The organism is Lentzea cavernae (genome assembly GCF_014653695.1).
Lineage (GTDB): Bacteria > Actinomycetota > Actinomycetes > Mycobacteriales > Pseudonocardiaceae > Lentzea > Lentzea cavernae.
Window position 1 is genome coordinate 171,570 of sequence record NZ_BNAR01000004.1, and the last position, 15,188, is coordinate 186,757.

Below are 15,188 nucleotides of genomic sequence, written 5' to 3' on the forward strand. Positions count from 1 at the left end.
ACTTCCCTGCCAGGGAAGGGTTTTCGGTAGGAACGGGAGTACCACCCCCGCGACGCGCAAGCCTCTTGGCTGCCGCGCTTCGTTACACGTCCGGACCCGCCCTGACGGGCCAGGCCGCCGAGCACGCCGCACAGCGTGCCCAGCGGCCGGCGAAGCACCTCGACGAGGCTCGCGTTCACCGCCCTCGCCGCAGCAGCTTCCACAGCAGCAGCACGACCGCCGCCGCACCGGCCGCGACCACCGCCGGGTTCTGGCGGGCCTGGCGGACGCCCTGCTCGACGCGCTGCCGCACGGGCTCGGGCAGTCCCTCGACCGCCTCGAGGACGGTCACACCGACCTGCGTCGCCGCCACGCCGGCCTTCTCGCCGACCTGGTTGGCGATGACGGTCGCCTTCTCGCCCACCTGACCGGCGACCGCGCCGGCCTTCTGACTCACCTGGGTCGCCTTCTCGCCCGCCTGGCCCGCGACCGTGCTGGCCTTCTGGCCGACCTGGGCTGCCTTCTCGCTCACCTGGGCCGCCACGGCGGTCGCCTTCTCCCGGGCCGCATCGGCCTGCTTCGCGGGCACACCGGCCTTGTCGCCGCCGCCGTCGGCCTTCTGGCCGACCTGAGTCGCCTTCTCGCCCACCTGAGCGGCCACGGCAGTCGCCTTCTCACGGGCCGCATCGGACTGCTTCGCCGGCACACCGACCTTCTCGGTGCCGCCATCGGCCTTCTGACCCACCTGGGTCGCCTTCTCGCCCACCTGGCCCGCGACCGTGCTGGCCTTCTCGCTGACCTGCGTCGCCGCCACGCCAGCCTTCTCGCCGACCTGGGCTGCCTTCTCACTCACCTGAGCACCCACAGCGGTCGCCTTCTCACGGCCCGCATCTGCCTGCTCCGCCGGACCGCTGACCTTCTCGCCGACGCCGTCGGCCTTCTTGGCCCGCGCGGCGGCCTGCTTCACCGCGTCCACTCCCTCGGGCTTGCCCCGCCCAGACCCGTCCGCCTTGCCAGCCGGCGATTCCACGCTGCCACCGTGCTCCCGACGCGGCTGCTCGACCTGGGCGCGCAATTCACCCGCGCCGACGGGAACGTTCTTCTCGCTCATCAACATGGCCCTTTCACTAACGGTGGCAAACGGCTGCTTGATGACCTCGTGCGGCATCAGCGGTGACTTGATCTACCTCTACCCAAAAGGGCCACGGTATACGCCCCGTGCCCGAGAAACCGTCACTCAAAGCGCACTCACCAAATGGGCCGCCACCGTGCCCAGTACGCTTCGCCACTTCGGATTCCGCTGTGGGGCGAGGGGTTCTGAGCTGTGCTGGATCAGGTGCGGTGGGCGCTGGACGCCATCGTCTTCGTGTTGTCGGATCCGCTGACCGCGGGCGGCCTGGTGGTCGGAGCCGTGGTGCTCGGCGCGAGCGGGTGGTTCGCGGCGCGGAGGTTCGGGTGGCGGCCGGTTCACTCCGTGTTCGCGGGGGTCCTCCTCGGCCTCGTGCTCGCCCTGACGTTCTGGCGGTCCCAGCCGAGCTGGGCGTTGGTCGGCACGCAGTTCTGCGTCCTCAACGGCTTCTCACTGCACGGGGTGTCGGAGCTGTTCAACGCGCTGCTCTTCGTGCCGCTGGTGTGGTGCGCGGCGCTCGCGACGCGTCGGCCGCTCGCGGTGATGGTCTCGGCGGTGGGGTCGAGCGCGCTGATCGAGGTCCTGCAGCCGCTCGTCGGGCGCGGTCTGTGCGAGACGCGGGACCTGTTCAACAACAGCGCCGGAGCCGTGGTGGCGGCTGCTCTGGCCGCCGGTTACCTGGCGCTGCGCGACCGGCGCGAGGTCGTGGCCTCGGCCGGGGAACGGCCGTAACAGCCGGTCGTCACACCCGCGTGCCGGCCGGTTCCGCCGCGCGCTCCTTCTGCCGGGTGTTCGCCGAGTAGTGGGCGACGGCGATGGCTCCGACGATCGCCAGGACGAACCCGATGGCCGCGGCCGTCACGTAACCGTCGCGGACGTTGTCACCGAGGTACACCAGCCCGACGAACGACGACAGCGCCGTGTTCGTCGTGAACATGATCGCGGTGACGCCGGTGGGGCCGCCCTTCTGCAGCGCCATCGCGAACAGCACCGCCGCGGTGCACCCGTTGAGGACGATGGACCACGTCGCCGGTTCCAGGACCAGCCGCCACACGTCGTCCGGAAGGTGGAGGGTGCGTGCCGAGATGCCGACGACGCTGTAGGAGACACCGGAGCCGAAGGCCAGTGCCACCGTCGCCCAGACGTGCTGGTGGCGCCGGGCGTAGAGGGCGATCGCCCCCACCGGAACCGCCGTCGCCATGAGCAGCCAGCGCCAGTGCGGCGGCAGGGCCTGTGCGGGGCCCGGCTCCGCGGACACGCCCAGCAGCACCAGGCCGCTCGCGCCGACGAGCAGCGCGCCCCATCCCGGCGCGCGCAGGCGGGCGCCCATGAAGGCGCTGATCATCGCGGTCACGCCGACGCTGAACGCGAGCATCGACTGCACGAGGAACAACGGCAGCCGATGCAGTGCCGCGGAGGCGCAGCCGAATCCCAGCAGGTTCACACCGAGCCCGAGGAAGTACAGCCACTGGCGCCGCAGAGCGATGAGATCTCGAGACCGGCCGCCGTGCGCCCCCGCGCGCCGGACCCCCATGGACTCCAGGATCGAACCACTGCCTGACGCCAGGGTCGCCAGCACAGCGAAGAGGTAACCCAGTGCCATCCGTCCATTGTGTCAGCCGGTGTTCGTGGCGCTTTCAACATCCCCTTCGATCCCCCGGCCCGCGCCTACCAGAATCGCATTTGCCCAGGTGAAGCAGCACTCAAGCACGAGGTTCCCAGCGGAAGAAACGGGCGATCACCGCGGCGAACACGACCGCCCACAAGACGATCGAAACCAGGCCGGGCGCCAGGGCGGGCACCGAACTCAGCGTCGCCCCGGCGTCGAGACCGGACCAGCCCTTGGCGACCAGGTCGGCCGGCCCGATCAGCGGCAGCATCACCCCGGACGCCAGCCCGAGCAGCAGCAGCCACGGGTGTTCGGTCGTCGGCGCGCCGACGACCAGGCAGAACACGATGTAGACGAGCACCTGGACGGCACCCATCGTGACGACCGGCATCGTGACCGCGGTGATCACCCCGGCGTCGGTGAGCTCGGAGGTGCGCAGCCGCTTGAGCACCAGCGACTGCCTGCGGGCGGTGTACACGGTCATGCTCGCCATGAACACCGACAGCAGCATCAGCATGACCGCCGCCGAGATCGCCCAGGCCCTGCACGTGTCCGCGGGCACCGTCCGCAACTACACCTCCTCCGCGATGACCAAGCTCGGTGCCCGCAGCCGGCGCCAGGCCGCGAGCATCGCCCGCGACCACGGCTGGATCTGACCCCGCCTCAGGTCAGCGCTCGACGCCGACCGGACGGGACTGGTAGCGCCCCGACGGCTCGCCGACGATCTTGCCGTCCTGCAGCACCCTCGTGCCGCGCAGGAACGTGTCGGTGACCTTGACGGTCAGCTCCTGTCCCTCGAACGGCGTGTACTCCTGGCTCGACTCGGAGTCCTCCGCGCGCACCACCCAGCGGTGGTCCGGGTCGACCAGGGCGATGTCCGCGTCGAAGCCGACGGCGAGATCTCCCTTGGTGCGCAGGCCGTAGCGGCGGGCGGGGGCGGCGGTGACGAGGTCGGCGAGTCTGCCCAGCGGCACGCCCCGTCGGCGGCCTTCGCTGATCAGGCCGGCCAGCAGGTACTCGGTGCCGCCGAAACCGGACTTGGCCGCGAAGACGTCGTCGCGGTGCTCCCCCTCGCCGAACTTGCGCTCGTCCTTGCAGCAGGCGTGGTCGCTCACCACCCAGTCCACGGTGCCGTCGGCGACGCTCTCCCACAGCGCGTCCACGTCGGCGCGCTCGCGCAGCGGCGGGTTGACCTTGCCGCCCAGGCCGCTCGCGGTGGTGAAGTCCGCCAGAAGGTGGCCGATGGTGACCTCGCGGCGGAAGTCGATGTGCGGGAACGCCTCCGCCATCCGCATGGCGGCATCGAGCGCCTTGCGCGAGGTCAGGTGCAGCAGGTTGATGTTGGCGAGGCCGGTCTCGTGCGCCAGGTAGGACGCGATCGTGATCGCCAGGCCCTCCGAGTGCGGCGGGCGGGAGGCCGAGTACGCCTCCAGGCCGGTGAGCTTGCCCTCCTTCTCGACGCGTTCGGTGTAGGCGGTCATGATCTCGGCGGTCTCGCAGTGCAGCGACAGGGAGATCTCCGACGCCAGCTCGGGGAACTTCTCGCGTGCCGCCTGGATCCCCCGCATGACGAACTCGAAGTGGGCGTAGTCGTACCGCTCCCCCTCCGGGATCATCAGGAAGTCGCTCTGGTCGCTGGACTTCCCGTGCAGGCCGTGCGAGCCGTAGAACATGAACACCTTGAACGACGGCACGCCGTACTCGCTGATCAGCGTCGGGATCTCGTCGATGTGCTCGCTCATCATCGGCGCCAGGTGGAAGCCGTAGTCGACCCACGCGCGGCCGTTGACGGTCTGCAGCACCTCGGGGAAGAACGTCCCGTAGCTGCCGCCGCGGTTGAGGTAGTACTGACCGGTGCGCATGTAGTTCAGCGCGGTCGTGACGCCGCCCTGGGCGCAGGCGCGGCTCTCGGACTCCGAGTCGACGCCGAGCTCGTGGTAGATGCCCCAGTGCTGGTGGGCATCCACCACGCCGGGGAACGCGAGCTTGCCGCCGCCGTCGATCACCTCGGTCGCGTCCGCGATCGAAAGTTCCGGGCCGATTGCCGCGACCTTGCCGTCGCGCACGGCGATCGCGGTCCGGACGGGCTCGTCGGCACCCGGCAGCACCAGGTCGATGTTGTGCAGGACCAGGTCGTAGGCGGTCATCTCGTCTCCTCCGTGCTCTCGTTCTCTCGCCGTGCCGTCAACCGCAGCAGGTGGTGCGCCTCGGTCGTGTCGCCCAGGCCCGCGACCGCGTCGATCACGTCCTGCGCCACCGCCCGCCCCAGGACCGGGGCGGCGTTGTCGGTGAACTTGCGGGCGATCTCCTCGTCGGTCAGCGGGTTGTCCACGCCACCGCGGTTGGCCAGGACCTTGGCCGTCCACTTGCGACCGTCGCGGGAGGTGGCCCTCACGACGGCCGGGAACTGGTGCGGGAAGATCGCCGTGCACTCGTCGTCGGCCACCACGGTCGTGCGGCGCATCAGCTCCTGCCGCCGCGGATCGGCGAGGTGTTCCGGCGCGTAGTCGGCCAGCGCCGCGCCGAGCCCGCCGCCACCGAACATCCCGACCGCCGCGGCATAAGGTCCGCTGAACTGGGCCTCGTACGGGGTGCTCGGCGTCCGCTTCTTCTCGATCGGGTCGCCCACCGTCCGCACGACCGGTGCCGGTACGCCGATCTCCAGCGACTCGACGTCCTCCGGTGCCAACCCCTGCTCGCGCAACGCCTTTGCCGCGTCCACGACCGTGTGCGTGAAGTGGTTGGCCGGGTAGGGCTTGAAGAAGATGCGCGGCACCTCCCAGTGGGTGCCCAGCCCGTCGGTGATCGCTTCGGCCCGGTACTCGCCGCGCAGGAACGCCTCGAAGAAGCCGAACCTGCCCTCGAACACAGTCGGCGGCCCGGTGAAGCCGTGCCGGGCCAGCCGGGCGCTCGACACCCCCGCCTGCGCGGCCCAGCCGCAGTGCAGGCGTTTGACGGTGCCGCCGGTGCGGTTCGCCTCGATGATGCCGGACGACTGGGACGCGACGATGCCGATCGCGTGCGCGATCTCCTCTTCGTCCGCGCCACCGAGCAACGCCGCCGCCACGGCACTGCCCACCGCACCGCAGATGGACGTGGCGTGCTGCCCGTGCTCGAAGAACACAGAGTTGCCGCTGTCCGGGTCGTAGCCGGCCATGCCCACGCGGACGCAGACCTCCAGCCCGGCGGCGACGGCGGCCACCAGCAGATCGCCGCTCGCGTCGCTGTCCTGTGCCGCGGCGAGAGCGGCCGGAACGACGCTGGCGCTCGGGTGCAGCACCGACGGCAGGTGCGTGTCGTCGTAGTCGAGCGAGTGCGCGAGAACCCCGTTCGCGAACGCGGCGAGCGCGGCCGGAACCGGTGTGCTGTCACCGATGACGTGCGCCCGGCCCGTTCCGCCCTGCTCGGCGACGAACGCGAGCGCGGCGGCACTGGTGTCGAGCGCACGGCCCGCCACGCACAGCCCCAGCACGTCGAGGATCCGGTGCCGCACACTGGCCCGCACCTCGGGAGGCAACTCCCCCGCGGCGGTCTTGACGGCGAACCGAGCGATGGTCTGGCTCAGCGTTGTCATGAGTTCGCCCCCGGAACCACGGCGAGCGGCCGGACGGGAGAACCCGTGGCGCCGACGAGCTTCAACGGCGACAACACGAACAGGAACTCGTGCACACCGGCGGTGGCCAGTTCCTCCAGGTCCATCGTCTCGATGATGTGCACGCCCTTCTCGACGAGCAGCACGCGGTGCGCGGGCAGCAGGCTGTGTCCCTGGCCGGGCGCCAGTCGTTCGAACGCGATGGTGTCCGCGCCCGCCGCGTGCACGTCCAGTCCGGCGAGCCAGTAGGCGCCGTTCTCACCGACACCGGGCACCCCGCTGTCGTGTCCCGTGTAGACCTCCGCGCCGGCGTGGAAGTGCTCGCCCCAGCCACTGCGGATCAGCACGACATCGCCCTGGCGCACCTCGGTTCCCTGCGACCGGGCGGTGTGGGCCAGGTCGTCCGGGGTGATCTCGTAACCGGGTTCGCAGCGCGTCAGCCCGAGAGCGCGCGGCACGTCCAGCAGGACTCCCCGCTTGAACATCGGCAGGATCGTCTCGGCGCCGAGCGAGCTCATCGAGCCGCCGCGCTGGGCCTCGTCCGCCCGCACCCCGCCGAACATCAGGCCGTTGTGCGACACGTGGGAGAACGCGTCGATGTGCGTGCCGACGTGCGTGCCGAGCGAGATGTGGTCGGCCGCCGCCGAGCCGCCGTCGGCCCGGACCATGTCACCGTGCCTGCGGGGAAGCGTGTGCCAGTAGGGAGGGTGGTTGGGCGACTGCGGCATGCCCCGGTACAGCGGCCGGCCGAGGTCGAAGACCCGCACCCCTGAGCCGAGCGCCGTGTCCAGCCACGTCGCCGTGGTCGTCCCGGTCGCCTCGTTGACGTTCATGCGATCACACCCCGCTCGCGCATTGCCTCGATCTCCGCCGCCTCGTACCCGAGCTCCTTCAGCACGGGGCCGGTGTCCGCTCCGAGGTCACCGCCGGTCCGCCTGATCCGTCCGGGCGTGCGCGACATCCCCCACATGACGTCGTGCATCAGCACGTCGCCGAGCTTGTCGTCGTTGACCTTGCGCAACATCCCGGTCGCGCGGACGTGGTCGTCGGCGACGAGGTCCGCGGCGTCGTAGACCGGTGCCACGGCCGCACCCGCCGCGGTGAACTGCTCGATCACCTCGGCGCGGGTGCGCTCTGCGATCCAGGCCGACACGTGGCCGTCGAGCAGGTCCGCGTGCAGCGCTCGTTGCCCGCCGGTGGCGAACCACGGTTCGTCGATCACCTCGGGGTGCCCGACGAGCCGCATCACCCGTTCCGCGATGCTCTGCGCGCTGGTCGACACCGCGACCCACGAGCCGTCGCTGGTGCGGTAGGTGTTGCGGGGCGCGTTGTTCAGCGAACGGTTGCCGCGCCGCTGCTCGACCACGCCGAGCTGGTCGTACGCCGTCGGTCCCGGGCCCACCGCCGTCATCAACGGCATCAGCAGGTTCATGTCGACGACCTGGCCGACACCGGGCGACTTCGTGTCACGCTCCCAGAGCGCCATCATCGTCGCGCCCACCGCGGCCACCCCGCACAGCGAGTCGGCCAGGCCGAACGCGGGCAGCGTGGGCGGTCCGGACGCCTCACCGGTGAGGTGGGCGAACCCGCTCATCGCCTCGGCGAGCGTGCCGAAACCCGGACGGGACGAGTACGGGCCGGTCTGCCCGAACCCCGTCACCCTGACGACGATCAGCGCAGGGTTGCGCCGCCACAGGTCCTCGGGCCCGATGCCCCAGCGCTCCAGCGTGCCCGGCCGGAAGTTCTCGACCAGCACGTCGGCGGTCTCGACCAGGCGCAGCAGCAACTCCGCGCCGTCGGCCTGCGAGAGGTCGGCGGCGACGAGGCGCTTGTTGCGGGAGATCTCCTTCCACCACAACGGTTCCCCGTCCTTGGACGGCCCGTGGCCGCGCATCCCGTCGCCGCGCTTCGGGTGCTCGATCTTGACGACCTCGGCGCCGTAGTCCCCCAGCAGCTGGCAACACAGCGGACCGGCCAGGATCGTGGAGGCGTCCACGACCTTCACCCCGGTCAGCGGGCCATCGCTGTGAGCGGTCGATGTCTCGCTCATGCGCTCATGGCTCCCCTCGGTTCGATGACCTCGCGCAGAACCCGGCAGAACGCCGGCGGGTCCTGTTCGGCGAAGAAGTCCGTCGCACCCGGCACCACGACGGCGCTGCGGTGCCTGATCAGCTCTACTGCTCTCGGGTGCATGTGGGCGATCCGGTCGTCGCTGCCCGCCAGCAGCAACGCGACCTCGCCCGTCGCGCGCACGGAGTCGCGCAGGTCGTGCCGCCAGATCGCGCGGTACGACGGGGCGAAGTCGGGACCGGCGTCCAGGTAGTCCCGCACCAGCCCGGTGACGAAGTCCGGATCCGCCCACGGGTACTCGCCCCGCACGCGGTCCCAGATCCAGCGCAGGTGGGCTCCGTCGGCGGTGGCCTGCCACGGCGGCGCGAACGACGCCAGACGGTCGGCGCGTTCAGCGTCGGTGTAGACCGGAACCCCGTGCAGGATCACGCCTTTCGCGACGCCGGGACGCCGTGCCGCCGCGTGCAGGGCGAACACCGCGCCGGTCGCGCGTCCGAACAGCCACGGGTTCGTGGCGCCGACGGCGTCCGCGACGAACCAGGCCACGTCGGCGTACTCGTCGACGGTCCAGTCGTCCGGTGGCGGGTCCGACTCGCCGTAACCGGGCGTGTCCACCGCGATGGGCACGCAGAACGCGGAGAGCCCGTCGAGCACCTCGCGGTACCGCCGTGCCGACAACGGGCTCTGGTGCAGCATCACCAACGCGGGCAGGCCCGTCTCCAGCGATGCCTTGCCGGCCGTGAGGACGTGCACCGCGCCCCAGGAGGCGTCGAGGTAGGCACCCCTCATCGCGGCCCGCCGAGCGCCGCCGGCTCTCTGTCCGCGTCCGCGCGCAGGCACGCCACGTCGTGCCGGTCGGCCACCGGGAGCAGGTTCACCGGCCAGGTCGAGCACTCGGCGATCTCGACCGGGCACCGTCCACTGAGGACGCACTTGGTCGGCGCCTTGGACGGGTTGGGGATCTCGCCGCGCAACGGCACGTGCTCCCGCCGCTGCCCGACCACCGTGCTCAGCGTCGCCGACAGCAGCGCCTTCGTGTACGGGTGACGCGGGTTGGTCAGCACCTCCTGCGTCGGTCCCTGCTCCACCACCTTGCCGAGGTACATCACCGCGACCCGGTCGCTGATCAGCCCGACCGTCGCCAGGTCGTGGGAGATGAAGACGTAGGAGATCTCCCGTTCCCGCTGGAGATCGCGCAGGAGGTCGAGCACGCGCGCCCGCACCGACACGTCCAGGGACGACGTCGGTTCGTCCAGCACCACCAGCTCGGGCTCGGTGATGATCGCCCGCGCGATGCCGATGCGTTGCTGCTGACCACCGCTGAGGTTGCGCGGCAACCTCTCCGCGTGCTCTGCGGTGAGGCCGACGCGCTCCAGCATCGCGATCACGGCCGCCCTGCGCTGGGCGCGGGACATCTCCGGCCGGTGGATGATCAGCGGCTCGGCGACGATGTCCCCGACCTTGATCCGCGGGTTGAGCGACTCGTAGGGCTCCTGGAACACGACCTGGATCCGGGAGCGCAGCGCCCGCATCTCCTTCTTGCTCAACGATCCCAGGGCGATGCCGTCGAAGACCACGTCACCGGAGGTCGGCTTGATCAGGCCGAGCGCGACCCTGCCGAGCGTCGACTTGCCCGACCCGCTCTCGCCGATGACCGCGACGGTCTCGCCCTTGCCCACGGTCAACGACACCCCGTTGACGGCGTGGACCTCCTTGCCGCCGCGCCGGAACACCTGGCGCACGTCCTGCAGTTCCATGATGCTCATCAGCGGTGCACCTCCGGACCGGACAGGCTGGGGACGGCGGCCCACGGGGCGGGCGGCACCGCGGCGAGCAGCTGCCGGGTGTAGTCGTGCGACGGGTTCGTGAACACGTCGGCGACGAGCCCGGTCTCGACGACCTTCCCGGACTTCATGACGACCACCCGGTGGCAGTACTGGGCGACCACGCCGAGGTCGTGGGTGACCAGCAGCAGCGACCGGCGGCCCTGCTTCACCTGGGCGTCGATGAGGTCGAGGATCTGCCGCTGCACGGTCACGTCCAGCGCCGTGGTGGGCTCGTCCGCGATCACCAGCGACGGGTCGTGCAGCATGGCGAGCGCGATCACGACGCGCTGGGCCATGCCGCCGGACAGCTCGTGGGCGTACCCGCGCAGCACCCGCTCCGGCCCGCGCACCTGCACCGACTCGAGCCGTTCGAGCGCGAGGTCCCGCAGGTCCGAGCGGCTGATCCGGCGGTGCGCCCGCATGACGTTGCGGAACTGCTTCTCGATCGACAGCACCGGGTTGAGCGAGCCGAACGGGTTCTGCGCGACGAACCCGATCCGCGCTCCCCTGATCTCGCGCAACCGGCTGCGGTGCAACCGGATCAGGTCCGTGCCCTCGAACTCGGCGCTGCCGGACACGACCTTGCCGTATGACGGCAGCAGTCCGAGCACGGACCGGATGGTCACGGACTTGCCGGACCCGGTCTCGCCGACGATCCCGACGGCCTCGCCCTCCGGCACCTCGAACGTCACGTCGTCGATCGCCCTCACCACGCCCGCGCGGCCGCGGAACTGGGAGGTCAGTCCTGTCACCCTGAGCATCAGCTTCCCTCCACCTGTCGCTGGATGCCGTTGGCCAGCATGTTGAGGCTCGCGATGGCGATGAAGATCGCCACACCGGGCCAGATCGCGATCCACCACTGCCCGGTCGAGATCGCCTGCGCGCCCACCTGCACCATCGAGCCCCACGTGGGGGTGGGCGGGGAGACGCCGATGCCGAGGAAGTTCAGCGCCGCGATCACGATCACCGCGTTGGCCGTGGTGAGCGAGCACTGGACCAGGCACACGTCCACGACGTTCGGCATGACGTGGCGGAACACCACGCGCCGCGGCCGGGCCCCGGTGGCGATGGCGGCCTCGATGAACCGTCCGTCGCGAATGGACAACGCCTCACCGCGGATCAGCCGGATGAACCGGGGACCGTTGATGATCACGATGGCGTAGAGGATGTTCTGGATGTCGTTGCCGGTCAGCGACACGATCGTCACCGACAGCACGATCAGCGGAAACGACTGGAAGGCGTCGAGGGCGCGCATGAAACCCTCGCTCCACTTGCTCTTCACGCTCAGCGGCAGGCCGATCAGCAGACCGAGCACGAGCGAGGCGAGCGTGCCCATCAACGCGAGCGGCAGGTCGCTGCGGCCCGCGGCGATCACCCGCGAGAACACGTCGAAGCCGTTGGCGTCGGTGCCGAAGACGTACTCCGACGACGGGGCCAGCAGCACCGCGGTCGGGTCGGGCGTCATCGGGTCGTGCGGCAGCGGCGCCAGGAACGACGCGAGCAGCAGCAGGAGCAGCATCCCGCCGCCGGCCACGATGCCGGGGCTGGCGCGGACGTAGTTGACGCTGCGGGAGAAGAACGGCACGAAGAAGGGCTGCCGGAGCCCGGCGGGGTTACTCATAGCTCACCCTCGGGTCTAGGAGCAGGACCACGAGGTCCAGCAACAGGAACAGGGTCAGCGTCAGCAGTCCCGCCGTGACGACGAAGCCCTGGATGATCGGCACGTCGACCTTGAGCACGCCGTCGAGCGCCCACTGGCCCATGCCGCGCCAGTTGAAGACGCGTTCGACGATCGCGGCGCCGCCCAGCAACGAGCCGAACAGGATCGCGATGTAGGTGATCACGGTCGTGCGGGAGGCGGCGAACGCGTAGTAGACGACGGTGCGTTCACGAAGGCCGCAGGCGCGGGCGAACTCGACCTGCGGGGTGGTGAGCGCGGTGCCCATGCTGCCCCGCGCCGTCTTCGCGAAGTACGACGCGTACACCAGTCCCAGCGACAGCACGGGAAGCGCGGCGTGCGACACCGCCTCGCCGAGCGTCGTCCAGTCACCGGTGAACAGGCTGCTGATGATCAGGAACGGCCGGTCGTCCGCCGAACCGGACTCGATGGGCAGCCGCCCGATCGGCGCCGGCGCCCAGCCGAACAGGAAGAAGAACACGTAGATGCCGACCAGGGCCAGGAAGAAGTCGGGGACCGACTGCAGCACCGAGGTGACACCGCTCATGATCCGGTCCGGCACGCGGCGGGCGAAGTAGGCGCCGACGACGCCGATCGCCATGCCCAGCGAGATGGCGAGCAGGAGCGCGAAGAACACCAGCTCCAGGGTGTTGGGCAGGAACTTCCCGATCTCGTGCAGGATCGGCTCGTTCGTGAAGAACGACGTGCCGAGGTCACCCTGCAGCAGGTTGCCCCAGAACGAGAAGTACCGCTCCAGCAACGGCTTGTCGAGGCCGAGCTGGCTGTTGACGTGGGCGATCTGCTCCTTGGTCGCGAAGTCGCCGAGGATCGTGATCGCCGGCTCGCCCGGGATGAGGAACACCAGGAAGAACGACACGCTCCCCAGCACGAACAGCGAGACGGGCACGATCGCCACCCGCTTGACGATGTAACGCAGGAGAGGGCGTCGCCGCCTCTCCTTGGGTGCGGTCAGCACCGGTACCTCTGATACGGGTTTCGCGGCGGTCACAGCACACTCACCCCTCCGTCGACGCACACGGTGTGGCCGGTGACCATGGCCGCGTCCGGTGAGGCGAGCCAGCGCACCGCGGCGGCGACCTCCTCCGGCCGCACCGCCCGTCCGAGCGGGATCGAGGCGAGCTTCGCGGCCATGTAGGTCTCGTTCTCGAGCACGTCCGCCGTCATCGGGCTCGGCACGATGGTCGGCGCCACGGCGTTCACGCGGATCCGCGCGCCCGCCCACTCCAGCGAGAGGATCTTGGTGAGCTGGATGATCCCGGCCTTGGTCACGCCGTACATCGCCGATCCGGCGATCGCGACCAGCCCACCGGTCGAGGCGATGTTGACCACGTTGCCGCCGTCTACGGACAGCACCGGATGAACGGCCTGGCACATGCGGAACGTGCCGTTGAGGTTGATCTCCACGACGTCGTGCCACACCTCCTCCGGCATGGTTTCCGTGGCACCGCGGGCGTTGATGCCCGCGTTGTTCACCAGCAGGTCGACGGTCCCGGCGTGCGACACCGCCTCGGCGACGGCCGCACGGCATGAGTCACCGGAACGCAGGTCGAGCTCCACGGCGTGCTTCGCGCTCGCCGGCGCCGCTCCCCCGATGTCCGCCGCGACGACCAGGTAGCCGTGCGCCGCGAGGTCGTCGCACAACGCGGTGCCGATCCCGCCGGACGCTCCGGTGACGAGTGCGACCGGCTGTTCGTTCTCAGGCATGGACCACTCCGTTCCACTCGGCACGGGCTTTCTCGGGCAACGGCAGGGTGTTCAGCCGGACGTCGGGGCTGAGCGGCTCGTCGACGCCCGCGAGCCGCAGCAGCGCCCACAGCGTCACGAGGTTGCTGCTGATCGTCGGACGCCCGGTCTGCTGCTCGATCGCGACCAGCGAGTCGAGCGTGCGCCAGTTGGTGCAGCTGATCGCGACGGTGTCGGCGCCGGACACGTCGAGCGCCGTCGCCGCCTGGAAGCTCGCCGCGGGTTCGAGCCGGCCCTTGTCCAGGTTGGAGAGGATCTCCAGGTCGTTGCGCGCCGTGACCTCGAACCCCGCCTGGTAGAGGTAGCTGACCGCGCCGTCGGCGACGGGCCGGACGTACGGCGTCGCGAGCGCGATCCTCTTCGCGGACAACGCTGTCAGCGCGGCCACGAGCGCGCTGCTCGTCGTCACGATCGGGATGCCGTGTGCGCGGGTCAGTCCGTCGCACGTCGCCTGGTCGGAGTCACGTCCGCCGAGAAAGCTGCCCGAGGTGCAGGCGTACGCGATCGCGGACACGCCCGCCGACGCGAGCTCGGCGACCGCGCGGTCGAGGTGGTTGTGCATCGCGAGCAGGCTCGCCACCTTCTCCTCCTCCGAGGAGACCTCCGCGACGGCCACCCGGCTGGAGAACACGGCGACGTCGTGCGGCAGGAACGCCGCGAACTCGGGTTCGACGGTGGTGTTCGTGGAGGGCACGACGATGCCCACGCGTGCTCTGCGCCCGTACATCAGCTGCCTCCCGGCACGAGCGGGACGCGGTACCCGTCGCGGATCTCGGCGAGCAGGTCGACGGTCTCGTAGACGACGTCGAGCACCTCGCCCGTGGCGGAGTCCCGAAGGCTGCCGGTCCAGTCGCTGCCGTAGCGGATGGTGTTGTCGACGCTGGTGTACGTGCCGCAGTAGACGAGGTACGACGACGGCAGCGACCCCACGCGTTCGGTCAGGATCTCGACGATCCGGTCGGGCGGGAGGAACACCGACGCGTTCACGCGCTGGTACAGCTCTCCGTCCACAGTGCACTCAAGGATCAGGTCCTCCCACCGCGGCGCGACATCGCTCCAGCGCCACACCTTGCGGCCCAGCACGCTCGGGCAGTACTGCTTCGCCCAGATGATGCTGTGCTTCTCCAGCACGCGGTCGGTGTGGTCCGACCCGACACCGAGGTGGATCTCGCCCTCGTGCACGACGAGCACCAGCTCGACCTCTCCCGAGGTCGTCTCGCTGTGCACGCCGATCCGGTCGTCCGTCGTCACGGAGTTCACCGACATCGGGTAGATCCGGGGAGCGGGTATGTCGAACGCGATCCGCACGCCGACGTCGGCCACCTCCTGCTGGTGCGCGAGGGCCGCGTTCGTGTCGACCGTCGCCGAGCCCAGGTTGTAGAGGCGGTGCGGGGTCGTGACGAGCGTCTGCGGTTCCTCGCCCGTCCTCAGGACTTCGAGCGTGAAGGTGGTCACCCGCTGATCCTCGATTCGCAGTAGTGCCCCAAACAGGAGTGCCGGGGGGAGAGCCGTCCCGCGCGGGGGCACGCGGGACGGCGTGG

At 70.3% G+C, this 15,188-nt stretch carries 17 protein-coding genes; 2 read left to right on the plus strand and 15 right to left on the minus strand.

The window, feature by feature from the left end; genetic code table 11:
* Positions 1 to 175 precede the first annotated feature (175 nt).
* The gene (locus IE307_RS14790; RefSeq protein ID WP_191298515.1) at positions 176 to 1,090 is read right to left on the minus strand and encodes a hypothetical protein; all 915 of its coding nucleotides are present in this window, start codon (positions 1,088 to 1,090) and stop codon (positions 176 to 178) included.
* Positions 1,091 to 1,303: 213 nt separating this feature from the next.
* On the opposite strand from IE307_RS14790, the gene IE307_RS14795 reads away from it, so the two are divergent.
* Positions 1,304 to 1,840 carry a VanZ family protein gene (locus tag IE307_RS14795; RefSeq protein WP_191298516.1) on the plus strand — a complete coding sequence of 179 codons (537 nt, stop codon included), beginning with the start codon at positions 1,304 to 1,306 and terminating at the stop codon, positions 1,838 to 1,840.
* 10 nt (positions 1,841 to 1,850) lie between these two features.
* On the opposite strand, the gene IE307_RS14800 is transcribed toward IE307_RS14795, so the two are convergent.
* Both IE307_RS14800 and IE307_RS14805 read right to left on the minus strand, forming a co-directional pair.
* Entirely contained in the window at positions 1,851 to 2,711 is an 861-nt protein-coding gene (locus IE307_RS14800; protein WP_191298517.1) for a DMT family transporter, read from the minus strand.
* Between the two features lie 100 nt (positions 2,712 to 2,811).
* Positions 2,812 to 3,201 (minus strand): hypothetical protein, encoded by a 390-nt coding sequence (locus IE307_RS14805; protein WP_191298518.1) that lies wholly within the window; start codon positions 3,199 to 3,201, stop codon positions 2,812 to 2,814.
* Positions 3,202 to 3,208: 7 nt separating this feature from the next.
* Here IE307_RS14805 and IE307_RS14810 point away from each other — a divergent pair, with 7 nt between their 5' ends.
* Positions 3,209 to 3,373 carry a response regulator transcription factor gene (locus IE307_RS14810; RefSeq protein ID WP_308436361.1) on the plus strand — a complete coding sequence of 55 codons (165 nt, stop codon included), beginning with the start codon at positions 3,209 to 3,211 and terminating at the stop codon, positions 3,371 to 3,373.
* A gap of 12 nt (positions 3,374 to 3,385) precedes the next feature.
* On the opposite strand, the gene IE307_RS14815 is transcribed toward IE307_RS14810, so the two are convergent.
* From IE307_RS14815 to IE307_RS14870, 12 genes are read right to left on the minus strand one after another with little or no spacing between them, the layout of a single operon-like run.
* Positions 3,386 to 4,864 (minus strand): dihydroorotase, encoded by a 1,479-nt coding sequence (locus tag IE307_RS14815; protein ID WP_191298519.1) that lies wholly within the window; start codon positions 4,862 to 4,864, stop codon positions 3,386 to 3,388.
* Positions 4,861 to 6,291 (minus strand): MmgE/PrpD family protein, encoded by a 1,431-nt coding sequence (locus IE307_RS14820; protein ID WP_191298520.1) that lies wholly within the window; start codon positions 6,289 to 6,291, stop codon positions 4,861 to 4,863. The genes IE307_RS14815 and IE307_RS14820 overlap by 4 nt, the downstream gene beginning before the upstream one ends.
* Positions 6,288 to 7,142: a cyclase family protein gene (locus IE307_RS14825; protein ID WP_191298521.1), complete on the minus strand. Its 855-nt coding sequence runs from the start codon at positions 7,140 to 7,142 to the stop codon at positions 6,288 to 6,290. Before IE307_RS14825 ends, IE307_RS14820 begins: the two co-directional genes overlap by 4 nt.
* Positions 7,139 to 8,359, minus strand: a complete 1,221-nt coding sequence (locus IE307_RS14830) for a CaiB/BaiF CoA transferase family protein (RefSeq protein ID WP_191298522.1) — start codon at positions 8,357 to 8,359, stop codon at positions 7,139 to 7,141. The genes IE307_RS14825 and IE307_RS14830 overlap by 4 nt, the downstream gene beginning before the upstream one ends.
* Complete coding sequence (locus IE307_RS14835) at positions 8,356 to 9,168, minus strand: alpha/beta fold hydrolase (RefSeq protein ID WP_191298523.1); 813 nt, start codon at positions 9,166 to 9,168, stop codon at positions 8,356 to 8,358. The genes IE307_RS14830 and IE307_RS14835 overlap by 4 nt, the downstream gene beginning before the upstream one ends.
* Positions 9,165 to 10,145: an ABC transporter ATP-binding protein gene (locus IE307_RS14840; RefSeq protein WP_191298524.1), complete on the minus strand. Its 981-nt coding sequence runs from the start codon at positions 10,143 to 10,145 to the stop codon at positions 9,165 to 9,167. Before IE307_RS14840 ends, IE307_RS14835 begins: the two co-directional genes overlap by 4 nt.
* A complete protein-coding gene (locus tag IE307_RS14845; RefSeq protein WP_191298525.1) occupies positions 10,145 to 10,966 on the minus strand; it encodes an ABC transporter ATP-binding protein in 822 nt (273 codons plus the stop codon). The genes IE307_RS14840 and IE307_RS14845 overlap by 1 nt, the downstream gene beginning before the upstream one ends.
* Positions 10,966 to 11,826, minus strand: a complete 861-nt coding sequence (locus IE307_RS14850) for an ABC transporter permease (RefSeq protein WP_191298526.1) — start codon at positions 11,824 to 11,826, stop codon at positions 10,966 to 10,968. Before IE307_RS14850 ends, IE307_RS14845 begins: the two co-directional genes overlap by 1 nt.
* Entirely contained in the window at positions 11,819 to 12,919 is a 1,101-nt protein-coding gene (locus IE307_RS14855) for an ABC transporter permease (RefSeq protein ID WP_268250374.1), read from the minus strand. The genes IE307_RS14850 and IE307_RS14855 overlap by 8 nt, the downstream gene beginning before the upstream one ends.
* Complete coding sequence (locus tag IE307_RS14860; RefSeq protein ID WP_191298528.1) at positions 12,889 to 13,608, minus strand: SDR family NAD(P)-dependent oxidoreductase; 720 nt, start codon at positions 13,606 to 13,608, stop codon at positions 12,889 to 12,891. Before IE307_RS14860 ends, IE307_RS14855 begins: the two co-directional genes overlap by 31 nt.
* Positions 13,601 to 14,374 carry a maleate cis-trans isomerase family protein gene (locus tag IE307_RS14865; RefSeq protein WP_191298529.1) on the minus strand — a complete coding sequence of 258 codons (774 nt, stop codon included), beginning with the start codon at positions 14,372 to 14,374 and terminating at the stop codon, positions 13,601 to 13,603. Before IE307_RS14865 ends, IE307_RS14860 begins: the two co-directional genes overlap by 8 nt.
* The gene (locus IE307_RS14870; protein ID WP_191298530.1) at positions 14,374 to 15,102 is read right to left on the minus strand and encodes a DUF2848 family protein; all 729 of its coding nucleotides are present in this window, start codon (positions 15,100 to 15,102) and stop codon (positions 14,374 to 14,376) included. The genes IE307_RS14865 and IE307_RS14870 overlap by 1 nt, the downstream gene beginning before the upstream one ends.
* Positions 15,103 to 15,188 lie beyond the last annotated feature (86 nt).